At 68.5% G+C, this 21,262-nt stretch carries 18 protein-coding genes; 14 read left to right on the plus strand and 4 right to left on the minus strand.

The window, feature by feature from the left end; genetic code table 11:
• Positions 1-239: 239 nt before the first annotated feature.
• The 4 genes from ACSQ9E_RS05000 to ACSQ9E_RS05015 all read right to left on the minus strand — a co-directional run bounded on the left by ACSQ9E_RS05000 (position 240) and on the right by ACSQ9E_RS05015 (position 6,391).
• Positions 240-2,036 carry a gamma-glutamyltransferase family protein gene (locus tag ACSQ9E_RS05000; protein ID WP_436217076.1) on the minus strand — a complete coding sequence of 599 codons (1,797 nt, stop codon included), beginning with the start codon at positions 2,034-2,036 and terminating at the stop codon, positions 240-242.
• Between the two features lie 180 nt (positions 2,037-2,216).
• Positions 2,217-3,776, minus strand: coding sequence for an alkaline phosphatase D family protein (locus tag ACSQ9E_RS05005; RefSeq protein ID WP_436217077.1), 1,560 nt, complete (start codon positions 3,774-3,776; stop codon positions 2,217-2,219).
• Positions 3,777-3,786: 10 nt separating this feature from the next.
• Positions 3,787-5,316 carry a GGDEF domain-containing protein gene (locus ACSQ9E_RS05010; protein ID WP_436217078.1) on the minus strand — a complete coding sequence of 510 codons (1,530 nt, stop codon included), beginning with the start codon at positions 5,314-5,316 and terminating at the stop codon, positions 3,787-3,789.
• A 100-nt stretch (positions 5,317-5,416) separates the two neighbouring features.
• Positions 5,417-6,391 (minus strand): NADPH:quinone oxidoreductase family protein, encoded by a 975-nt coding sequence (locus tag ACSQ9E_RS05015; protein ID WP_436217079.1) that lies wholly within the window; start codon positions 6,389-6,391, stop codon positions 5,417-5,419.
• A gap of 129 nt (positions 6,392-6,520) precedes the next feature.
• Between ACSQ9E_RS05015 and surE the strand changes: the two genes are divergently transcribed.
• From surE to bamB, 14 genes are all read left to right on the plus strand, one after another.
• Positions 6,521-7,291 carry a 5'/3'-nucleotidase SurE gene (gene surE / locus ACSQ9E_RS05020; RefSeq protein ID WP_057205328.1) on the plus strand — a complete coding sequence of 257 codons (771 nt, stop codon included), beginning with the start codon at positions 6,521-6,523 and terminating at the stop codon, positions 7,289-7,291.
• Positions 7,291-8,088: a protein-L-isoaspartate(D-aspartate) O-methyltransferase gene (locus tag ACSQ9E_RS05025; RefSeq protein ID WP_057268961.1), complete on the plus strand. Its 798-nt coding sequence runs from the start codon at positions 7,291-7,293 to the stop codon at positions 8,086-8,088. Before surE ends, ACSQ9E_RS05025 begins: the two co-directional genes overlap by 1 nt.
• Positions 8,089-8,101: 13 nt before the next feature.
• On the plus strand, positions 8,102-9,001 hold the full coding sequence (locus tag ACSQ9E_RS05030; protein WP_436217080.1) for a peptidoglycan DD-metalloendopeptidase family protein: 900 nt from the start codon (positions 8,102-8,104) through the stop codon (positions 8,999-9,001).
• Positions 8,998-10,041 (plus strand): RluA family pseudouridine synthase, encoded by a 1,044-nt coding sequence (locus ACSQ9E_RS05035; protein ID WP_436217081.1) that lies wholly within the window; start codon positions 8,998-9,000, stop codon positions 10,039-10,041. The genes ACSQ9E_RS05030 and ACSQ9E_RS05035 overlap by 4 nt, the downstream gene beginning before the upstream one ends.
• A 199-nt stretch (positions 10,042-10,240) precedes the next feature.
• Positions 10,241-11,230 carry an SMC-Scp complex subunit ScpB gene (scpB, locus tag ACSQ9E_RS05040; protein WP_436179247.1) on the plus strand — a complete coding sequence of 330 codons (990 nt, stop codon included), beginning with the start codon at positions 10,241-10,243 and terminating at the stop codon, positions 11,228-11,230.
• A complete protein-coding gene (locus ACSQ9E_RS05045) occupies positions 11,227-12,999 on the plus strand; it encodes a pseudouridine synthase (protein WP_436217082.1) in 1,773 nt (590 codons plus the stop codon). The genes scpB and ACSQ9E_RS05045 overlap by 4 nt, the downstream gene beginning before the upstream one ends.
• Positions 13,000-13,097: 98 nt before the next feature.
• Positions 13,098-13,523: a nucleoside-diphosphate kinase gene (gene ndk, locus ACSQ9E_RS05050; RefSeq protein ID WP_436217083.1), complete on the plus strand. Its 426-nt coding sequence runs from the start codon at positions 13,098-13,100 to the stop codon at positions 13,521-13,523.
• Between the two features lie 87 nt (positions 13,524-13,610).
• Positions 13,611-14,798 carry a 23S rRNA (adenine(2503)-C(2))-methyltransferase RlmN gene (gene rlmN / locus ACSQ9E_RS05055; RefSeq protein WP_235516214.1) on the plus strand — a complete coding sequence of 396 codons (1,188 nt, stop codon included), beginning with the start codon at positions 13,611-13,613 and terminating at the stop codon, positions 14,796-14,798.
• 26 nt (positions 14,799-14,824) lie between these two features.
• The gene (gene pilW, locus ACSQ9E_RS05060; RefSeq protein WP_057205337.1) at positions 14,825-15,661 is read left to right on the plus strand and encodes a type IV pilus biogenesis/stability protein PilW; all 837 of its coding nucleotides are present in this window, start codon (positions 14,825-14,827) and stop codon (positions 15,659-15,661) included.
• On the plus strand, positions 15,654-16,613 hold the full coding sequence (locus tag ACSQ9E_RS05065) for a helix-turn-helix domain-containing protein (protein WP_427999834.1): 960 nt from the start codon (positions 15,654-15,656) through the stop codon (positions 16,611-16,613). The genes pilW and ACSQ9E_RS05065 overlap by 8 nt, the downstream gene beginning before the upstream one ends.
• On the plus strand, positions 16,614-17,930 hold the full coding sequence (gene ispG, locus ACSQ9E_RS05070) for a flavodoxin-dependent (E)-4-hydroxy-3-methylbut-2-enyl-diphosphate synthase (RefSeq protein WP_057205342.1): 1,317 nt from the start codon (positions 16,614-16,616) through the stop codon (positions 17,928-17,930).
• Between the two features lie 173 nt (positions 17,931-18,103).
• A complete protein-coding gene (gene hisS / locus ACSQ9E_RS05075) occupies positions 18,104-19,369 on the plus strand; it encodes a histidine--tRNA ligase (protein WP_436220187.1) in 1,266 nt (421 codons plus the stop codon).
• Between the two features lie 15 nt (positions 19,370-19,384).
• Positions 19,385-20,071 carry a YfgM family protein gene (locus ACSQ9E_RS05080; RefSeq protein WP_057205345.1) on the plus strand — a complete coding sequence of 229 codons (687 nt, stop codon included), beginning with the start codon at positions 19,385-19,387 and terminating at the stop codon, positions 20,069-20,071.
• On the plus strand, positions 20,068-21,240 hold the full coding sequence (gene bamB, locus ACSQ9E_RS05085) for an outer membrane protein assembly factor BamB (protein WP_057205348.1): 1,173 nt from the start codon (positions 20,068-20,070) through the stop codon (positions 21,238-21,240). The genes ACSQ9E_RS05080 and bamB overlap by 4 nt, the downstream gene beginning before the upstream one ends.
• Positions 21,241-21,262: the final 22 nt, after the last annotated feature.

Raw genomic sequence — 21,262 nt, forward strand, 5'->3', positions numbered from 1 at the left:
CGAAGAACGCAGCGAGTTCTGCGGCACCACCCCAGGCCCGAGCATCGCAGGTTGCCCCCGTTCGCCCGACAGGGCGAACGGGGGACGCAGACTGGGGGGCGCCTTTTCTTGGCCCACCTTCTTTTGGCGACGCAAAAGAAGGTGGGTACGCCGCCGGGCGCACATCCCGGCCTCCGCTCTTCAACCAGGCAAACCGCACGACTCCAACGGACTGGACCGACGATGCATGAAGAGCCAGCTCAGTCCCCCATCACCACCCCTTCACGCCGCGGATCAGCCCCCCCAAACCACAGCATCTTCCCATGCGCATGCCCCCGCGCAATGGCCTGCAACCCACTGGTCATGTTCATCTCCCGCACCTCAGCCCCCCGTGCTCGTAATGTCTCCACGGTAAGGGCGGGGAACCGCCTTTCCTCCAGCAGCGAAGGCCCGTTCATCGACCCGAAATTGGGCAGGTTGATCGCCTGCTGTGGCATCAACCCCCAGTTGAACACCCCGTACAAGGTCTTGGCCGTGTAGTGGATGATGGCCGCCCCACCCGGGCTGCCACCGCTCATCAGCAACTCGCCCGTGGCCTTGTCGAACACCAGGGTGGGCGACATCGACGAGCGCGGCCGCTTGCCCGGCTGCACGCGGTTGGCGATCGGCTGGCCCTGGGCATCGGCCGGCGCAAAGCTGAAATCGGTGAGCTCGTTGTTGAGCAGAAAGCCCTTGACCATCTGCCGCGCGCCGAACTGGTCTTCGATGGTGGTGGTCATGGCCACTGCATTGCCGAAGGCGTCGACGATGCTGATATGACTGGTGCCGTACTCGGGCTGGTCGGGCATGGGCGCGTAGCTGGTGGCCACGGCGCCTGGCTTGCCGGGCTGGGCAAGCTTGAGGCTCTGCGTGCCGATGAGCTTGGCGCGCTCGGCCAGGTAGGCCGGGGCGATCAGGCTGGTCCAGCTGCCGGCCGGCGGCTGCACGAAGTCGGGGTCGGCCACGTACAGCGCCCGGTCGGCAAACGCCAGGCGCGCGGCGTCGGTGTACAGGTGCAGCCAGTCGGCCGTGGGCAGGCCGTCTTCGAGCGGCATGGCGGCGGCATCGGTGTTCTTCAGGATGCCCAGGATCTGCGCGATGGCGATGGCGCCCGAGCTGGGTGGCGGAAAGCCGCACATGCGGTAGCTTTTGCTCGCCACCTGGTAGTCGTGGCACAGGGGCTCGCGCTTCTTGGGTTGGTAGCTGGCCAGGTCGGCCATGCTGAGCCTGCCGGGGTTGGTGGGGTGCTTTTGCACCTTGTCCACGATGGCCTGGGCGATCTCGCCCTCGTGCAATGCCTTGCTGCCTTCGGCCGCGATGCGGCGCAGCACGGCACCCAGCTCGGGGTTGCGCAGGTTGAAGCCCACGTCGCGCGCATCGCCATCGGGCTTGTAGAAGTAGGCGGCGGCCACCGGGTCCTTCTTGAGGTGGGCGTCGGCCGCAGCCAGCGTGTTCAAGCGCGCGCTGACCTTGAAGCCGCCTTCGGCCAGGGTGATGGCGGGCTGGAACAGCGTGGCCCAGGGCAGCTTGCCGTGCTCTTTGTGCGCCATCTCGAGCATGCGTACGGTGCCCGGCACGCCGACCGAGCGGCCACCCACCACGCCGTCGTAGAACGGCATGGGCTTGCCGTCCGCGCCGAGAAAGAGCTTTTCGTCGGCCCCGGCCGGCGCGGTCTCGCGGCCGTCATAGGCCTCCACCTTGGTGCCTGCGCTGTGCAGCAGGAAGGCGCCCCCGCCGATGCCGCTCGATTGCGGCTCCACCAGCGTGAGCACCATCTGCACGGCAATCGCCGCATCCAGGGCCGAGCCGCCGGCCTTGAGGATCTGGTAGCCGGCATCGGTGGCCAGCGGGTTGGCGGCGGCCACGGCGAACTTCTCGGTGGCCCAGCCCGGCTTGTCGGTGTAGCCCGAGGAGCCCTCGGGCTGGGCGGGCACGGTGTACTCGAACCGGGGTGCGCTGGCACAGCCGGCCAGCAGTGCGGCCAGGGCCAGCAGGGTCAGGGTGGGTGTCTTGCGCATCGCTTGTCTCCAAGGGGGCTGGGATGCAGGCCATGGTAAGGCGCATGCGCGGCAGCGGTGCCCTTCTTTTACAGGATGCTACAAGCGCCGGGCACTCGCGGCAGGGCAGGGCTTGATCCCGTATCGCTGCGGGAGGGCTTGCGCCGATGGCTGGCGTGCTATCGGTGCGATAGCAAATGATCAGGCTGCCACGGGCCCCGCGCGCTTGTCTTCAACGACGAAGCGCGCCAGCGTGCGGGCCCCGCTGTCCTCGCGCAACGGGTCGTCCAGCACGCGCAGGGTGGTGGTCCAGCGAGCGGGTGTGATGTCGGCCAGCCCATAGCCGCGCTGCTCGCATCGGGCCAGCAGCACGTGCGGGCTGTTGCGTACCACGGCGTCCACCTTCTCTTGCGTGGTGCCCGAGCGCGAGCTGATGGAGGTGCCGCAGAACTCGCTGGCGATCACCGGGGCATCGGGCCGGGCCGTGTCGGCCAGCACGCGGCAGACATAGTTCTGGTGGATGTCGCCACCCAGCAGCACGGTGTTGCGTGGGGCGTGCTGGGCGATGGACTGCAGCAGGCGGGCGCGCGCGGCGGGGTAGCCGTCCCAGCTGTCGGTGGAAACCACGCCCGAGGGGTAGTGGCGCGGCGAGAACAGGGTTTGCTGGGCGATCACGCTCCAGCGGGTGCGGCCGTCCTTTGCGTCGGCCGCCAGGCCCGCATCCAGCCACTGCTCCTGGGCGGTGCCCAGAAAGCTGCGGGCGGGTTCGGCCAGTTCGGCGCAGTCCCTGGGGCGCACCGCGCCGGCACCGCTGGCACTGGCGGTGCGGCAGGCCTGCACGCTGCGGTACTGGCGCGCATCGAGCATATGCAGCTGTGCCAGCCGCCCCCAGGCCAGGCGCCGGTACAGCTGCAGGGCGGTGGTGTCGCGCTGCACCAGGCTGGCGGCGCGCAGGGGCATGTTCTCGTAGAACGCCTGCCAGGCGGCGCTGCGCTGGGCCAGGAAGGCTTCGGGCTCGCCCTTGCCTGTGCTGCCTGCGTAGTCGTTCTGCACCTCGTGGTCGTCCCAGGTCACCAGCCAGGGGCAGGCGGCGTGGGCGGCCTGCAGGGCCGGGTCGCTCCTGTGCAGCGCGTAGCGGTCGCGGTAGTCGGCCAGGGTGGTGGCCAGGCGCAGGCCGTGCACGCGGGCCAGGCCTGTGCTGTCGCGCGGGCTGGCGTACTCGTAGATGTAGTCGCCCAGAAACAGCACCAGGTCGGGCGCATCCGCGCGCACATGGCGCCAGGCCGCGTAGTGGCCATGCTCCCAGCGCTGGCACGAGGCAAAGGCCACGCGCAGGCGTTCGGGCAGGGCATCGGCCGCCGGCGCGGTGCGCGTGCGGCCGGTAGCGCTCACGGCGTCGCCATGCATGAAGCGGTAGTGGTACCAGCGGCCCGGCGCCAGGCCGGCCAGCTCCACATGCACACTGTGGCCCAGGCCCGGCAGGGCCGTGGCCTGGCCGCGCTGGACGATGCGCTGGAAGCCCTCGTCGTCGGCCAGTTCCCAGTGTACGGTGAGGGGCGTGCTGGCCTGGCCGGGCTCCGCAGTGACAAGGCGGGTCCAGAGCACCACACCGCCGGCGCTGGGGTCGCCGCTGGCCACGCCCAGCGCAAAGGGGTTGCTCTGCTGGCGCTGCGGCTGGCCCCAGGCCCAGCGGGGCAGGGTGGTGGCGGCCGCGCCATGGGCCGCCAGCAGCAGGAACGAGCGGCGTTGCTGCGGCGTCACCGGCGGGGGCTCATGCCGCCATCACGCGGTTCTTGCCCGAGCGCTTGGCCAGGTACATGCTCTGGTCGGCGCGCTTGATGGCGTCGAAGCTGGTTTCCGAGTCATGCAATTGCGCCACGCCTGCGCTGAAGGTGATCAGGATCTTTTCGCTGCCCTGCAGGAAGAAGCGCGTGGTCAGCTCGCGCTGCAGGCGCGTCATCGCGGCTACGCCGGCCTCCACCGCCGTGTCGGGCAGCAGCAGCACGAACTCTTCGCCGCCGTAGCGGGCCAGCAGGTCCTGCGGGCGCATCACCTCGCGCGTGACCTTCGCCAGGTGCACCAGGGCAGCGTCGCCCACGCTGTGGCCCAGGCGGTCGTTGATGAGCTTGAAGTTGTCGATGTCCAGCAGCGCAAAGCACAGCGGCGCACCCATGCGGCGGGCACGGGCGATCTCGCGCTCCATGGCCTCGTCCAGGCCCTTGCGGTTGAGGGTGCCGGTGAGCGGATCATGCCGCGCCTGGGCGCTGGCGCGGTCGAGCTCCTGCTGCAGCTTGGTGACCTCGGCGTGCTTGGCCTCGGTGCGCTCGCGCAGGTCCAGCAGCTCGGTGCGGGTGAGCTTGGTGTCCAGGGCCATGCTGCGCGTGGCGGTCATCACCTCCTCCAGCACCGGCGCGATCTCCTGCAGGCTGGCGGCCTTGCCGATCAGGTCGGCGCAGCGCTCCATGGTGCCCTGGTAGGTGGTGCTGGACGCAGTGATCAGTGCCAGGCGCTCGATGAAGGTGGCCAGAAGCTCCTTCATCTGCTCCTGGGCTTCCATGGTGCGCGCCTTGGCCTCGGTCTGTTTGAAGATCACGTCCTTCAGGCGCAGTTGCACATCGTCGAGCCGGCGCAGCGTGAGCGGCGGGGTGGACGCCGTCATCAGCGCCTCGGCCTGGCCTTGCAGCCATCGGTCGTCGGCGCTGAGCACGGCGATGTTCTCGAACACCATGTGCAGCAGTTCCAGCAGCCCTGCGCGGATGGCAGCCTGGTCCTCAGTGGCAAACGACAGCCGGTAGGTGAAGTTGCCCAGCATCAGCATCAGCGTGGGGATCAGCGGCGAGGGCTCGCGCAGGAACGTGGTGAGCTGCCCGGCCATGTCGTGCACACGCGCATCGTCTTCGCCCAGCGCTGGCAGGAGGTTGTCGATCAGGCGGGCCAGCAGTTCGGCCAGGTCCTGCGGCAGGACGCTGACGGGGGCGGGGCTGGCCACCTCGACAGGCGCGGCGGCGGCAGGGCTCAGGCCCAGGTTGGCATAGCCGACGAGCACGCTCTGCAGGCCGCTCCAGTCCTTGTTGGTGACGGCTTTCTCGAACTGGCCGAGCAGGCGCTTTTGCGCCGGGGTCTGGGCGGGAATCAGCCGCAGAATGCTGGCCAGCTGTGCGTCAGGAAATGGCGCAGCACTGCGCGCACCTGCGATTTCATCGTAGATGGACAGGTAGTTGTCCGGTGTGGGCGCCAGTCGGCGGGCCGCCAACTGCTTGAGCGTTTCGCGTGCGATTTCGTAGGGTTGACGGTCGGCCATGGGCGTGCACCAGTAACAGGGGCTGCGTTGAACCGCGAGTTTGACACAGCGCCATGCTTTCCGTTACAGACGCCGCCATGGCGTCTGTTTTCGGTGCCGCTCAGTTGACCATGACCAACTTGCCCATCACCCCGCGCGAGCCCATGTGGGCGTAGGCGGCGGGCAGCTCGGCCATGGGCATGGTGCGGTCGATCACGGGCTTGATCTGGCCCTTGGCATACCACTGCGCCAGCTCGCCCATCATGGCGGCATTGGCCTTGGGCTCGCGCTTGGCGAAGTCGCCCCAGAACACGCCGACGATGGAGGCGCCCTTGAGCAGCGCCAGGTTGAACGGCAGCGCCGGGATCGGGCCCGAGGCAAAGCCCACCACCAGGTAGCGCCCGCGCCAGGCGATGGAGCGGAACGCCGGCTCGGCGAAATCGCCGCCCACGGGGTCGTAGATCACATCGGGGCCCTTGCCATCGGTCAGCGCCTTGATTGCCTCGCGCAGGTTCTCCTTGCTGTAGTTGATGGTGGCGTCGGCGCCAATGGAGGTGCACAGCGCGCATTTCTCGTCGCTGGAGGCGGCGGCGATCACGCGCGCCCCCATGGCCTTGGCGATCTGGATGGCCGAGGTGCCCACGCCGCCTGCGGCGCCCAGCACCAGCACGGTTTCGCCTGCCTTGAGCTGCGCCCGGTCCACCAGCGCATGGTAGGAAGTGGCGTAGATCATGATGAAGGCAGCAGCATCCACATGCGAGAAGCCCGGCGGCAGCGGCATGCACAGGGCGGCCGGTGCAATCGTGTGGGTGCCAAAGCCCCCGGTGCCCGACAGGCAGGCCACGTTCTGGCCCACCTGCAGGTGGGTGACGCCTTCGCCCACGGCCTGCACCACGCCCGCGTACTCCGAGCCGGGCACGAAGGGCAGTGGCGGCTTCATCTGGTACTTGTTCTGCACGATCAGCAGATCGGGGAAGTTCAGGCTGGCGGCCTTGATCTCGATCAGCACCTCACCCGCCTTGGGCGTGGGCGTGGGCAGTTCCGTCCAGGCCAGGGCCTCGACGCCGGTGGGGTTGGTGCAAAGCCAAGCGTGCATGGAAAAAGTCTCCTGTCAGTGATGCGCCGGATGATAGGCGCGGCGTCTGGCCGTGCGATGTCCCCCGAGCGACGGGGGCACCCGTGTCGGTCGCGTCCTACAATCCACGGCAAACCCCGACCACACTCCATGAAGATCCTGATTTCCAACGACGACGGCTTCCAGGCCCCTGGCATCGTGGCGCTGCATGGCGCGCTCAAGACGCTGGCGGGCGTGGAGGTGGAAGTGGTCGCGCCCGAGCACAACAACAGTGCCAAGTCGAACGCGCTGACCCTGCATTCGCCGCTGACCGTGACCAAGGCGGCCAACGGCTTTCGCTATGTGAACGGCACGCCGGCGGATTGCGTGCACATCGCCCTCACGGGCTTGCTCGGCTACCGGCCCGACCTGGTGGTCTCGGGCATCAACAACGGCGCCAACATGGGCGACGACACCATCTACTCGGGCACCGTGGGTGCCGCCATGGAGGGCTATCTCTTCGGCGTGCCGGCCATTGCCTTCTCGCAGGTGGACAAGGGATGGGGCGAGATCGAGGCGGCCGCCGCCAAGGCGCGCGAGATCGTGGAGCAGATGCTGGCGCAGAGCCTGGTGACCGAAGTACCCTGGCTGCTCAACGTGAACATTCCCAATATGCCGCTGGCGGCGCTCAAGCCCATCAAGCTGTGCCGCCTGGGGCGCCGGCATGCGGCCGAGCGCGTGATCGTGCAGGAAAGCCCGCGCGGCGAGGCCATGTACTGGATCGGCAACGCGGGCGCGGCCAAGGACGATGCCGAGGGCACCGATTTCCATGCCACGGCGCAGGGGCATGTGGCCATCACCCCCTTGAAGGTAGACCTCACGGACCACGACAACCTGGGCTACTGGGCGCAGACCGCCTCGAAGCTCGCGGCGGGCATGTGATGCAGCGGCGTCCCGGATTTCCCGCCAGGCTCCCGGGCAGCGGAGCACCCGCACCACGCCCCGCAGGGGCGGGCGCTGGCGCATCCAAGGGCGCCGGGGCCGGGCTGGGCCAGCGGGCTCCGGCTGCTACGGCGGTGGGCGTGGGCCTCGATTCGGCGGCCGTGCGCAACCGCATGGTGCAAAAGCTCGCGGCCGGGGGCATCACCTCGCCGGCTGTGCTGCAGGCCCTGGCGACGGTGGAGCGCCACCGCTTCGTGGACAGCGGCCTGGTCAACCAGGCGTACGAAGACACCAGCCTGCCGATCGGCCTGGGGCAGACGATTTCCAAACCCAGTGTGGTGGCGCGCATGTGCGAGCTGCTGCTCTCGGCCGAGAGTGCCCGACCCGCCGGGTTGGGCCGCGTGCTGGAGATTGGCACCGGCTGTGGCTACCAGGCGGCCGTGCTGGGCCTGCTGGCGCGCGAGGTCTACACCATCGAGCGCCTGCGCGGCCTGCACGACAAGGCGCGCGACAACCTGCGCCCGTTTCGCCTGGCCAATGTGCACCTGATGTTGGGCGACGGCATGCTCGGCTACGCCAAGGGCGCCCCCTATGCGGCCATCATCGCCGCAGCCGGAGGCGACGCCGTACCGCAGGAATGGTGCGACCAGTTGGCGATGGGCGGAAGGCTGGTGGCGCCCATGGCGGTGGCCGGTGGGCAGCAGATGTTGCTGGTAATTGACAAGACCCCACACGGGTTGAAACAAAGCGTGCTCGAGCCGGTTCACTTTGTCCCTCTAAAATCGGGGATTGCCTGAAGGGAAAATGCTTATGTTGGTATCGCGTGGTCTTGTTGCAGGGTTTACCGTGGCGTTGCTGTTGGTGGGCTGTGGAACACGGATGACCAAGGCCCCTGTGGAGGACCGGGGAACCTATGCCGGTGCCATGACCACCACGAACGGATCGCCGCAGCCCGGGGTGGTGGCCGCGCCCATCAAACCCCTGCCGGGGGCAGAGAATGCCGGAAAGCCCGGCTACTACACCGTCAAGCCCGGTGACACCCTGATCCGCATCGGCCTGGAAAACGGCCAGGGCTGGAAGGACATTGCCCGCTGGAACAACCTGACGAACCCCGACCTGATCGAGGTCGGCCAGGTGCTGCGCGTCGTCGCACCCGGCGCGACCCCGCCGCCTGTGATTGCCGCCGATACCGGTGTGGTCACCCGCCCGGTGACGTCCACGACCATCACCCCATCGACCCCGACGGCGACCCCGCTGCCGCCCGCATCCACCGCCAGCGGCGCCAAGCCTGTCACGCCTGCGCCAGCCGTGGCTGCCGCACCGGCACCGAGCGCGGGTGAGGACGACCTGAACTTCATCTGGCCCGCATCGGGCTCGCTGCTGGCGGGCTTCGACGAGGCCCGCAACAAGGGCTACGACATCTCCGGCAAGGCCGGTGACCCGGTGCTGGCCGCTGCGGATGGCCGCGTGGTGTATTCGGGTGCCGGCCTGCGGGGCTACGGCAACCTGGTGATCCTCAAGCACAACAACACCTTCCTCACGGCCTATGCGCACAACCAGACGCTGCTGGTCAAGGAAGACCAGACCGTGCGCAAGGGCCAGAAGATCGCCGAGATGGGCAGCACCGACGCCGACCGCGTGAAGCTGCACTTCGAGATCCGCCGCCAGGGCAAGCCGGTGGACCCCGCACGCTACCTGTCGGCGCGTTGAGCGCCGTGGTGGCGCCCGCGCACCCCGGCACCGAGCCCGGCCTGCCCGGGCCGGACGAGGAGGGGGCCGGCGAGGAGTGGGCGAGCGAGGAAGCGGGCGGTGCCGATGCCGAGTTGCGCCAGATGCAGGTGGGCACGGCTCAGCATGCGGCCCGCCTGGACCGGGCGCTGGCCGAGCTGGTGCCCGAGCTGTCCCGCAGCTACCTGCAGCAACTGCTGGCCCAGGGGCTGGTGCGCCTGAACGGCAGCCCGGCCACCAAGGCATCGCTCAAGGTCAAGGCGGGCGACGGCCTGACCCTGGAGATGCGCCCCACGCAGCAGAGCCAGGCCTTTCGGCCCGAGGCGATGGACATCGACGTGGTCTACGAGGACGAGCACCTGCTGGTGGTGAACAAGCCTACCGGCCTGGTGGTGCATCCGGCCCCCGGCAACTGGAGCGGCACCTTGCTCAACGGCCTGCTGGCGCGCGACCCCAAGGCGCTGCTGGTGCCGCGCGCGGGCATCGTGCACCGGCTGGACAAGGACACCAGCGGCCTGATGGTGGTGGCGCGCGAGCGCGCCACCATGGACGCGCTGGTGGCCATGATCGCCGCGCGCACCGTGCACCGCCAGTACCTGGCGCTGGCGCACAAGCCCTGGGCAGGCAATGCCCGCCGCACGGTGGCGCAGCCCATCGGCCGCGACCCGCGCAACCGCCTGCGCATGGCCGTGGTCGACCTTGCCAGCCATGCGGGCAAGCCGGCGCGCACGGATTTTCGCCTGCTGGAGGGCGCGGACCAAGGCTGCTGGGTGGAGTGCACGCTGCACACCGGCCGCACGCACCAGATCCGCGTGCACATGGCCTCCATCGGCCACCCGCTGGTGGCCGATGTGCTCTATGGCGGCGTCCCTGTGGGCGCGCTGCAGCGCCAGGCGCTGCATGCCTTTCGCCTGGCGTTCACCCATCCGGTCACGGGCCAGCCGCTGGAGTTGCATGCACCGCTGCCCCTGGATATGCGCGATGCACTGTCTTTTTGGGGCCTGCGTTACAATGGCGCATAGCGAAACGCAGGTATCTGTGTTTCCAGGCCTGACCGGCCCTGGGGCGTGAACACCACGCCCTGAACCCGAAGACGGAATCCCGCCGGGCCCCCGCGTCGCGCCAGCGGCCGCGCAATATGCGCCCCTTTGATGGATCCCTGCTGTTGGTGTGGCCCCTTGTCACGACACGTGCCGCCTTTTTTCCCGGAATCGCTGAACCATGAACACGGTGGATGCCAAACGGGTCCTTGAGACTGCCCTGATTTGCGCGCAGCAGCCTGTGCCGCTGCGCGAAATGCGGGTGCTGTTCAACGACGCCCTGGGTACGGACACGCTCAAGCTGCTGCTGCTCGACCTGCAGCGCGACTGGTCCCACAGCGGGGTGGAGCTGGTGCAGGTGGCCACCGGGTGGCGCCTGCAAAGCCGCCCCGAAATGCGCGAATACCTGGACCGGCTGCACCCCGAGAAGCCGCCCAAGTACACGCGCGCCGTGCTGGAGACACTGGCCATCATTGCCTACCGCCAGCCGGTGACGCGCGGGGACATCGAGGACATTCGTGGGGTGACGGTCAACAGCCTGATCATCAAGCAGCTCGAAGACCGTGGCTGGGTCGAGGTGATCGGCCACCGCGAGACGGTGGGGCGGCCTTCGCTGTTTGCCACCACGCGCCAGTTCCTCGACGATCTGGGCCTGGCCTCGCTGGACCAGTTGCCCATGCTGGAGGATGCCTCGGGCCATGCCAACGTGCTGGAGGCCATGGCCGCTGCAGCGCAGGGCGTGATCGGGTCAGAGGAAGAAGAGGGTGCTGCCGGGGAGGCTGTGGGTGAGGAACCCGGTGCCCAGGCTGCGCCGCAAGGCGGGGAGGGCGGTGAAGCCGCCGCCCCCGTGCCATCCGTCGAAGACGGTGGGCATGCCGGCGAGGGTGGCACGCAGGCGCAGCAGAACCTGCTCGACCTGGATGGCCAGCTTGAAGGCGAGGCTGCGGTGCCCGATGTGCCGGCCGACGGTGCGGCGCAAGAGGCGCCCGCCCGGCTGGAGCCGGACAGCCAGTTGCTGGCCGGCAGCGGTGAAGAAGACACGACGGGCGGTACCGGCCCGGCAGACTCCGCACCCGCTGCGGATGATTTGAACAAGAGCGCGCAGAGCGATGAAGAGCTGCGCGATGACGATGACGATGCCCGCCGTGGCATCCAGGGAAAGCTTCCATGAACGATTCGACGACACCCGACGCATTGCCCGACGCCCCCGGCACCGAGCAACCGCCCGAGGCGGCCACGCCGCCCGCCAAGCCGCGCCGCGCGCCGCGCAAGAAGGCGGTGGTGCAGGCCGATGAAGCCGCCGCCGTGGAGGCTCCCGTGGCGCCCGCCGAGGCATCGTCGGCACTGGATGCCGGTAGCGAGCCTGCGGTGAAAAAGCCCCGCAAGCCGCGCCAGCCCCGCGTGGCTGCCGATGTTGCCGATGGCGCCGAGGCGGCGCAGTCCACGCCGCTGCTGGCCGTGCAGGACGTGCCGCCCCTGGCCGTGGCGCCTGCAGAACCTGCGGCTGCACTGGATGCCCCTGCTGCGGCCGATGGCGACGCGGTGGACAGGGTGCCCGTGCCGGCTGTGGTATTGGTCGACCGTGCGCCCGGTGCGCGCATCTATGGCGACGCCCCCGCCGCACCGCGCGGCGATGCGCAGGAGCGCCGGGAGGGCCGCAAGGAAGGCAATGGCAAGGGGCAGAACCACCAAGGTCAGGGCCCTAAGGGACCCCGGCCTCAGCACGGCGTGCAGGGCTACCAGTTCGAAGACGTGGTCTCCGGCCAGTTCGATGCGGACGAGGAGTCCGGCGAGGAGGTGCCCCTCAAGCGCGTGCTGCTGCCCCAAGTGGAGACACCCAAGCTGCACAAGGTGCTGGCGCAGGCCGGCCTGGGTTCGCGGCTGGAGATGGAGCAGCTCATCCTGGAGGGCCGCATCTCGGTCAATGGTGAGCCGGCCCACATCGGCCAGCGCATCCAGTTCGGCGACCAGGTCAAGGTCAATGGCAAGCCCATCCGCTACCGCATCGACCCGCCACCGGCACGTGTCATCGCCTACCACAAGCCCGTGGGTGAAGTGGTGTCGCACGACGACCCGCAGAACCGGCCCACCGTGTTCCGCAAGCTGCCGCGCCTGCAGCAGGGCAAGTGGCAGTCCGTGGGCCGGCTGGACCTGAACACCGAAGGCCTGCTGCTGTTCACCAGCTCGGGCGAGCTGGCCAACAAGCTCATGCACCCGCGTTTTGGCCTGGAGCGTGAGTACGCCGTGCGCGTGCTCGGCGCCCTGAGCAATGAAGAAAAAGCCAAGCTGATCGAGGGCGTACGCCTGGACGACGGCATGGCCGCCTTCGGCTCCATCGAGGACGGTGGCGGCGAAGGTGCCAACTGCTGGTACCGCGTCACCATTTCCGAAGGCCGCAACCGCGAAGTGCGGCGCATGCTGGAGTCGGTGGGCCATGCGGTCAGCCGGCTGATCCGCATCCGCTATGGCGCCATGGTGCTGCCGCGCGGCCTCAAGCGCGGTGCGTTCCTGGAGCTGGACGAAAGCGACATCCGCGCACTGGTGAAGGCCGCAGGCGCCGGGCGCGACCCGTTGGAGGACCGTGGCGATGCCGCGCCGGGCGAAGCTGCCCCCGCAGGCAACAAGCGCGGCAATATCCGCCGTGGCGGCCCGCGCGGCGACGGCAGCCGCCGTGACCAACCTCCGGGCGCCGGTGCCAACGGCCCGCGCGGCCAGAAGCCCCGCCGCGATGGCGGCGGTGGTGGTGGCCAGGGCGCTCGGGGTGGCAATGGTGGTGGCAACAACAATGCCGACCGCGCGCGTGGCGGCTCGGCCCAGCCCGATCCGATGAAGACCTCGGTCGGCTACATCGGCACCGACAGCCTCTCGCGCCACCGCCAGGCCCAGCGCGCCCCCGGTGGCGGCGGTGGTGGCGGCCCGCGCCGTGGCCGTGGCCGCTGATTCACAGGGGTTACCCGACGCACGGTTAGAATCGAGGGTTTTGTCCGCTGGGCAAAAGAATCCGCATCGTTTATATCAATCCAATCAGGAAAAACACCATGGCAATCGAACGCACTCTCTCCATCATCAAGCCTGACGCAGTCGCCAAGAACGTGATCGGCCAGATCTACGCCCGTTTCGAAGCTGCCGGCCTGAAGGTCGTGGCTGCCCGCATGCTGCACCTGTCGCGCCTGGAAGCCGAGCAGTTCTACGGCGTGCACAAGGCACGTCCCTTCTTCAAGGACCTGGTCGATTTCATGATCTCCGGCCCGGTGATGATCCAGGCCCTGGAAGGCGAGAACGCCATCCTGAAGAACCGCGAACTGATGGGCGCCACCGACCCCAAGAAGGCAGAAGCCGGCACCATCCGCGCTGACTTCGCCGACAGCATCGACGCCAACGCCGTGCACGGTTCCGACGCTGCCGAAACGGCTGCCGTCGAAATCGCCTTCTTCTTCCCCGGCCTGAACATTTACACCCGCTGAGATGGTGGTCCCCATGCTTGAGCCCACCCCGGTGGGGCGGCCGCACCATGGGGACGACTGCGAGCGGTTACCCGAAGGGATGCCGCTATGACCACGACTGAAACCGCCACCGCTGTGGTTGCCGCGCCTGCGGCAGCGACAGCGACCCCGGCCAAGACCACCAACCTGCTGGAGTTCGATCTCGACGGGTTGGCTGCCTTCTGCGAAAAGCTCGGGGAAAAGCGCTTTCGCGCGACCCAGCTGTTCCGCTGGATCCACCAGCGCGGCGCGCGCGATTTTGATGCCATGAGCGATCTGGCCAAGGCCCTTCGCGACAAGCTCAAGGGCTGCGCGCATGTGCAGGCGCTGCCGGTCATCTCCGAGCATGTCTCTGCCGACGGCACCGTCAAGTGGCTGTTCGACGTGGGCGGCGGCAATGCGGTCGAGGCGGTGTTCATTCCCGAGGACGACCGCGGCACGCTGTGCATTTCCTCCCAGGCCGGTTGCGCCGTGGGATGCCGGTTCTGCTCCACCGGCCACCAGGGCTTCAGCCGCAACCTCACCACCGGTGAGATCGTGGCCCAGCTGTGGTTTGCCGAGCACGCGCTGCGCGCGCGCCTGGGCAAGACGGAGCGCATCATCTCCAACGTGGTGATGATGGGCATGGGCGAGCCCTTGCAGAACTACTCGGCCCTGGTGCCGGCGCTGCGCGTGATGCTGGACGACCATGCCTACGGCCTGTCGCGCCGCCGCGTGACGGTGTCCACCTCGGGCGTGGTGCCCATGATCGACCGGCTGGCGCAGGACTGCCCCGTGGCCCTGGCCGTTTCGTTGCATGCACCCAACGATCCGCTGCGTGACAACCTGGTTCCACTGAACCGCAAATACCCGATCGAAGAGCTGCTGGCCGCGTGCAACCGCTACCTGGAACACGCGCCGCGCGACTTCATCACCTTCGAATACTGCATGCTGGACGGGGTCAACGACCAACTCGAGCATGCGCAGCAACTGATCGACCTGGTCAAGCCCGTACGCGGCGCGGGCGTGCGCTGCAAGTTCAACCTGATCCCCTTCAACCCGTTCCCGGCGTCGGGCCTTTTGCGTTCGTCACAGGCGCAGGTGCTGGCCTTTGGCAAACTGCTGAGCGACGCGGGCATCGTGACCACGGTGCGCAAGACGCGCGGCGACGATATCGACGCCGCCTGTGGTCAATTGGCCGGTGACGTCAAAGATCGCACAAAAGCGGCGGAACGCATGGCCAAACAGCGCACAATCGCGCTCAAACTGGTGACATGACACAACGAACTTGAAGGAGGCTCTACATGGTGGGATTGGTTGAACGCTGGCAGCGCATGGGCCGCTGTGCGCTTCTGGCCTGTGGGGTGGTGGCTGGCGTGGCAGGGCTCTCGGGCTGTGCGAGCGGCGGCAGTGGCCCCTCGGCCGGCGAGCCCGGCGGTGCTGTCTTCACCCAGTCCGATGAGCCCGAGGCGCGCCGCCGCGCGCGCATCCGCCTGGAGCTGGCGACCAACTACTTCGAGAACGGGCAGACCACCGTGGCGCTGGACGAGGTCAAGCAGGCCCTGGTCGCCGACCCCACCTATTCCGACGCCTTCAACCTGCGCGGCCTGATCTACCTGCGGCTCAACGAGTTCGGCCAGGCCGAAGAGAGCTTTCGTCGCGCGCTCGGCCTGCGCAGCAACGATCCGAATCTGCTGCACAACCTGGGCTGGCTGCATTGCCAGCAGCGCAAGTACGCCGAGGCCGACCAGAGCTTCGTGACGGCCCTCGCCAACCCGGCCTATACCGCGCGCAGCAAGACACTGATGGCGCGCGGCCTGTGCCAGATGGAAGCCGGCCAGGTGGCCGAAGCCGAGCAGTCGCTGCTCAAGGCCTATGAGCTCGATGCTGCCAACCCGGTGGTGGGCTACCACCTGTCGTCGCTGCTGATGCGCCGCAATGAGCTCACGCGGGCGCAGTTCTATATCCGCCGCCTGAACAACAGCGATTTCTCGAATGCGGAAACGCTGTGGCTGGGCATCAAGGTCGAGCGCGGCCTGGGCGACACCGTGGCCATGCGCCAGCTGGGTGATCAATTGCGCAGGCGTTTCCCGGAAGCGCGTGAGACGGGTGCCTATCAGCGTGGGGCTTTCAATGAGTGATTCGGTGACAGGGGTTTCGGTGCACACAGAGGCACAAGAGATGCCAGGGGGGCGGACGGCCGGTACCTTGCTGCGCGAAGCGCGCATGGAGGCGGGGCTGCACATTGCGGCGCTGGCCGTGGCCCTGAAGGTGCCGGTGGCCAAGCTGGAAGCCCTGGAATCCGACAATTTCGCGGTGCTGCCCGATACGGTGTTCGTGCGGGCCCTGGCATCCAGCGTGTGCCGCACCCTCAAGATCGACCCGGCGCCCATTCTGGCGCTGCTGCCGCAAAGCAAGAGCCCGCGCCTGGTGGCGGGCAATGCGGGGATCAACGCGCCGGTCAAGGGCAGCAGCTCCAGTGCGGGCAATGGCTCCTTCGCTCCAGCGTCCTCGGGCGGCAAAAAGTCCTGGGCCATCGCGGTGGTGGTGCTGGCCTTGCTGGCGGGTGCCCTGGCCATCATGTTTGTCCCTGCCGACCGCAATCCGTTCGGCGGCAGTGCGGGAGACGATGCGCCGGCGTCTCCTCCCGTGGCTGCCCAGGAGCCACAAGCCCCCGTGGCTGCGGCCTCCGGCCCGGCCGCTGTGCCCGCACCCGCTGCGGCTGTGGTGGCCGCGCCTGCTGCGACGCCTGCAGCCCCTGTGCCTGCAGCAAGCCCTTCCGCTGCGGTGGCAGCCAGTGCGGCCACCCCGGCCGTGGCGGCATCGACTCCCGAAGCGGCTGCGGCTGCCTCGGCCTCCAGCGTGCTGACCCTGAGTGCGCGCGGCGCCTCCTGGGTGCAGGTGCGCGATGCCGGCGGAACCATTGCGCTGCAGAAGAATCTGGCAGTGGGGGAGTCGGTGGCCGTTTCAGGCACGCTCCCTCTGGCGGTGGTGATCGGCCGGGCCGATGTGACCGATGTGTTTGTGCGTGGCAAGCCATTCGCGCTGACCACCGTTTCGCGCGACAACGTTGCGCGGTTTGAGGTGAAATAAGTGGACAAGTCCCTGATCGATCTGGCCCCGATTGCCATTGCCCAGCCGGCCCCTCGGCGCTCCCGCCAGGCCCGTGTGGTCTGGGGTTCGCGCGTGGTCACGGTCGGGGGCGATGCGCCGGTGCGCGTGCAGTCCATGACGAATACCGACACGGTGGACGCCATTGGCACCGCCATCCAGGTCAAGGAGCTGGCCCAGGCCGGTTCCGAGTTCGTGCGCATCACCGTCAACACGCCCGAGGCGGCGCAGGCAGTGCCTTACATCCGCGAGCAGCTCGACCGCATGGGTGAAACCGTGCCGCTGGTGGGGGATTTCCACTTCAATGGCCACCGCCTGCTGACCGACTACCCGGACTGCGCGCAGGCGCTGTCCAAGTACCGCATCAACCCCGGCAACGTGGGCAAGGGCGACAAGCGCGACCGCCAGTTCGGCCAGATGATCGAGGCCGCCATCCGCTGGGACAAGGCGGTGCGCATCGGCGTGAACTGGGGCAGCCTGGACCAGGAGCTGCTGGCCGAGCTGATGGACACCAACAGCCGCCGCGCCAGGCCCTGGGAGGCGCGCCAGGTGATGTACGAGGCGCTGATCACCTCGGCCATCGAGTCGGCCCGCCGTGCGGAAGAAATGGGCCTGAACGGCGACCAGATCATCCTCTCGTGCAAGGTCAGCGGTGTGCAGGACCTGATTTCCGTGTACCGGGCCCTGGCCCAGCGCTGCGACTACGCGCTGCACCTGGGCCTGACCGAGGCCGGCATGGGCACCAAGGGCACGGTGGCGTCGGCCACGGCGCTCTCCATCCTGCTGCAGGAAGGCATTGGCGACACCATCCGCGTGTCCCTGACCCCGCAGCCCGGCGAGGCCCGCACCCAGGAAGTGGTGGTGGCCTCCGAGATCCTGCAGTCGCTGGGCTTGCGCATCTTCGTGCCCAGCGTGACTGCCTGCCCCGGCTGTGGCCGCACGACCAGCACCACCTTCCAGGACCTGGCCAAGCAGATCGACGACTACCTGCGCGCGCAGATGCCTGTGTGGCGCGTGAAGTACCCGGGCGTGGAAAAGCTCAAGGTAGCGGTCATGGGTTGCATCGTCAACGGCCCCGGCGAGAGCAAGCATGCCGACATCGGCATCAGCCTGCCCGGTACCGGTGAAGCCCCGGCCGCCCCGGTGTTCATCGATGGCGAGAAGGCCCTGACCCTGCGCGGCGAGAACATCGCCGCCGAGTTCCACCAGCTGGTGGAAAACTACATTGAAAAGCGCTTCGGCGGCTCCCATCCGGTGGCTGCCCCGGCGGTGGGTGCGCCTGACAGCGCGCTCGCCTGACCCGGCGGCGGCCGACGCCCCTGCGACAATCGCACCCTGCGGGCCCGAACGGCCCAGCGAGGCGCCTCCCCGGAGCCGCCTCCCGTACCCCTATTCAACTGGAAACCATTGCCGTGAGTAAAGACGTATCTGCCGCCGCCGCCAAGCCCGAGAAACTGGTGGCGGTCAAGGGCATGAATGACATCCTGCCGCCCGACTCTGCCCGCTGGGAGTGGCTGGAGGAGAAGGTGCGCAGTCTGATGGCGCGCTATGCCTACCGCAACATGCGCACGCCCATCGTCGAGCCCACGCCGCTGTTCGTGCGCGGCCTGGGCGAGGTGACCGACATTGTCGAGAAGGAGATGTACTCCTTCGAAGACCGCTTGAACGGCGAGCGCCTGACCCTGCGCCCCGAGGCCACGGCCGGCGTGGTGCGTGCGGTGGTCGAGCACAACATGCTCTACGAAGGCGGCAAGCGCCTGTACTACATGGGCCCCATGTTCCGCCACGAGCGCCCCCAGCGCGGTCGCTACCGCCAGTTCCACCAGATCGGTGCCGAGGCCCTGGGCTTTGGCGGGCCCGAGGTGGATGCCGAGCTGATCCTGCTGGCCAACGCGCTGTGGAAGGAGATCGGGTTGACCAACGTGCGCCTGGAGCTCAACAGCCTGGGCCAGCCCGAGGAGCGCAAGGCGCACCGTGCGGCGCTGATCGCCTATTTCGAGCAGAACGCCGACCAGCTGGACGAGGAGGCGCGCCGCCGCCTGCACGCCAACCCGCTGCGCATCCTGGATACCAAGAACCCGGCCATGCAGGCGCTGGTGAATGCCGCGCCCCGGCTCATCGACTTCCTGGGCGCCGAGTCGCTGGCGCACTTCGACGCGGTCAAGGCCATCCTGGACGCCAATGGCGTGGCCTGGACGGTCAACCCGCGCCTGGTGCGCGGCATGGACTACTACAACCTCACGGTGTTCGAGTTCATCACCGAGCAATTGGGCTCGCAGGGCACCATCTGCGGCGGTGGGCGCTACGACTACCTGATCGAGCAGATCGGCGGCAAGCCGGCCCCGGCCGTGGGCTGGGCCCTGGGCGTGGAGCGCGTGCTGGAGCTGGTCAAGGAGCAGGGCGCCCAGGTGCCGGCCCTGGTGCCGGATGTCTATGCCATCATCCCCAGCCGTGCGGCGCTGCCCGCGGCCAGCCGGGTGCTCGAGCAACTGCGTGCCCAGGGCATCCAGGTGCAGATGCACGGCGCGCCCACGGCGGGCGAGGGCATGGGCAGCATGAAGTCCCAGTTCAAGAAGGCCGACAACAGCGGCGCGCAGTATGCTTTGGTGTTCGGCGACGAGGAGCTTGCGCGCGGCGTGGTGGGCGTCAAGTCCCTGCGCGATGGCGCCGGCGCCCAGGTGGAGCAAACCATCGCCAATGTGGCCGATTGGGCCGCCACCCTACAATCCAACCGTTAATTCTTACCTACCTCCATGGCAAATCATTTAGACCTCGAAGAGCAGGAACAACTCGACCAGCTCAAGCACTTCTGGAACAACTGGGGTACCTTGATCAGCTGCGTGCTGATCGTGGTCTGCGGTTCGCTGGCGGCATGGAACGGTTACCAGTACTGGCAGAGCAGCCAGGCCACGAAGGCGGCGGCGCTGTTCGACGCGGTCGATGTGGCCAGCCGTGCCAAGGACCAAGAACGCCTGGAGCGGGCCTTCGGCGACCTCAAGGCCGGCTACGCGGGCACGCCCCAGGCGGCTCAGGCGGGCTTCACCGTGGCCCGCAACCTTATGGAAGCGGGCAAGCCCGATGGCGCGCGCGAAGCGCTCGCCTGGGTGGCCGAACATGCCGGCGACGATGGTTTCAAGGCGCTGGCCAGGCTGCGCCTGGCCTCCGTGCTGACCGAGCAGAAGAAATACGACGAAGCGCTGGCCCAGCTCTCGGGCTCGCTGCCTGCCGCGTTCGAAGGCGTGGCTGCGGACCACCGTGGCGACATCCTGATGCTGCAGGACAAGCGCACCGAGGCCCTGGCCCAGTACACCAAGGCCTACAAGGCCATGAACGAAGACGTGGAATACCGCCGCCTGGTCGAAGTCAAGCTCAACACGCTGGGCGCCAACCCTGCCGCCGAGACCGTGGCGGCCGCCAAGACGGTAGAGGCTGCCAAATGAGCGCGCAGACTCTTATCGGCACCCACCTTCGTTCGGCCCGTGGCCTGGCGCTGCTGGCCCTGGCGGCGGCGCTGGCTGGCTGTTCGGTGATGCCCGGCGGCTCGTTCTGGGGCGCCCCCAAGCCCGTGCCTGCCGACCTCGGTGCCAATGTGCCCGTGCTGGGCGTGCGCCAGGCATGGACCAGCAAGGTCGGGGCGGTGGCGGGCCTGTCGCTGGACGTTCGCGTCAATGGCACCACGGTGACCCTGGCCTCGGCCGACGGCACGGTGGCTGCCATCGATGCCCGCACGGGCGGCGACATCTGGCGCCTGGCCCTGGCCGAGCCGCTGTCTGCCGGTGTCGGCAGCGATGGCAAGCTGGCGGCCGTGGTGGCACGCAGCAATGCGCTGATCGCCGTCGAGTCCGGCCGTGAGCGCTGGCGCCAGCCCATGGCCTCGCAGGTCTTTACCGCGCCGCTGGTGGCGGGTGGCCGCGTGTTCGTGCTGGCGGCTGACCGCACCGTGATCGCTTTCGATGCCGCCACTGGCAAGCGCCTGTGGACCCAGCAGCGCCCCGGCGAGCCCCTGGTGCTGCGCCAGGATGGCGTGCTGCTGGCGGTGGGCGATACCCTGGTGGTGGGCCTGTCCGGCCGCCTGGTGGGCCTGAACCCCGACAACGGCAGTGCCCGCTGGGAGGCCCCGCTGGCCAGCTCGCGCGGCACCAACGACGTGGAGCGCCTGGTGGAACTGGTGGGGCGCAGCAGCCGCGTCGGCGAATCGGTGTGCGCCCGTGCCTTCCAGTCGGCCGTGGGCTGCGTGAACACGGTGCGCGGCAACGTCGCCTGGACCCAGCGCGCCGCCGGCGCCGAGGGCATCGACGGTGACAAGGATGCGATCTTCGGCACCGAGAGCAATGGCTCGCTGGTGGCCTGGAACCGCAATGACGGCACGCGCCTGTGGGGCTCGGACCGCCTCAAGCACCGCAAGCTGACCACGCCGCTGCTGCTGGGCCGCTCGGTGGTGGTGGGCGACGACACGGGCCTGGTGCACCTGCTCTCGCGCACCGATGGCGCGCCCCTCAATCGCATGACCACCGACGGCTCCGGCATTGCCGCAGCGCCGGTGGCTGCGGCAGACACCCTGGTGGTGGTCACCCGCAATGGCGGAGTATTCGGCTTCCGCCCGGAATGAGATGAAGCACCCCCTGAGTCGC

The organism is Acidovorax sp. LjRoot118, assembly GCF_964253575.1.
GTDB lineage: Bacteria > Pseudomonadota > Gammaproteobacteria > Burkholderiales > Burkholderiaceae_C > Acidovorax.

What these genes read in the sequence shown, in the direction of transcription:
- ACSQ9E_RS05015 (WP_436217079.1), bottom strand. Translation starts at nt 6,391, where the DNA reads ATGCACGCTTGGCTTTGCACCAACCCCACCGGCGTCGAGGCCCTGGCC.
- hisS (WP_436220187.1), top strand. Translation starts at nt 18,104, where the DNA reads ATGAATGACATCCTGCCGCCCGACTCTGCCCGCTGGGAGTGGCTGGAG.
- ACSQ9E_RS05065 (WP_427999834.1), top strand. Translation starts at nt 15,654, where the DNA reads ATGAGTGATTCGGTGACAGGGGTTTCGGTGCACACAGAGGCACAAGAG.
- ndk (WP_436217083.1), top strand. Translation starts at nt 13,098, where the DNA reads ATGGCAATCGAACGCACTCTCTCCATCATCAAGCCTGACGCAGTCGCC.
- pilW (WP_057205337.1), top strand. Translation starts at nt 14,825, where the DNA reads ATGGTGGGATTGGTTGAACGCTGGCAGCGCATGGGCCGCTGTGCGCTT.
- scpB (WP_436179247.1), top strand. Translation starts at nt 10,241, where the DNA reads ATGAACACGGTGGATGCCAAACGGGTCCTTGAGACTGCCCTGATTTGC.
- ACSQ9E_RS05025 (WP_057268961.1), top strand. Translation starts at nt 7,291, where the DNA reads ATGCAGCGGCGTCCCGGATTTCCCGCCAGGCTCCCGGGCAGCGGAGCA.
- bamB (WP_057205348.1), top strand. Translation starts at nt 20,068, where the DNA reads ATGAGCGCGCAGACTCTTATCGGCACCCACCTTCGTTCGGCCCGTGGC.
- ACSQ9E_RS05000 (WP_436217076.1), bottom strand. Translation starts at nt 2,036, where the DNA reads ATGCGCAAGACACCCACCCTGACCCTGCTGGCCCTGGCCGCACTGCTG.
- ACSQ9E_RS05080 (WP_057205345.1), top strand. Translation starts at nt 19,385, where the DNA reads ATGGCAAATCATTTAGACCTCGAAGAGCAGGAACAACTCGACCAGCTC.
- ACSQ9E_RS05030 (WP_436217080.1), top strand. Translation starts at nt 8,102, where the DNA reads ATGTTGGTATCGCGTGGTCTTGTTGCAGGGTTTACCGTGGCGTTGCTG.
- rlmN (WP_235516214.1), top strand. Translation starts at nt 13,611, where the DNA reads ATGACCACGACTGAAACCGCCACCGCTGTGGTTGCCGCGCCTGCGGCA.
- ACSQ9E_RS05010 (WP_436217078.1), bottom strand. Translation starts at nt 5,316, where the DNA reads ATGGCCGACCGTCAACCCTACGAAATCGCACGCGAAACGCTCAAGCAG.
- surE (WP_057205328.1), top strand. Translation starts at nt 6,521, where the DNA reads ATGAAGATCCTGATTTCCAACGACGACGGCTTCCAGGCCCCTGGCATC.
- ACSQ9E_RS05045 (WP_436217082.1), top strand. Translation starts at nt 11,227, where the DNA reads ATGAACGATTCGACGACACCCGACGCATTGCCCGACGCCCCCGGCACC.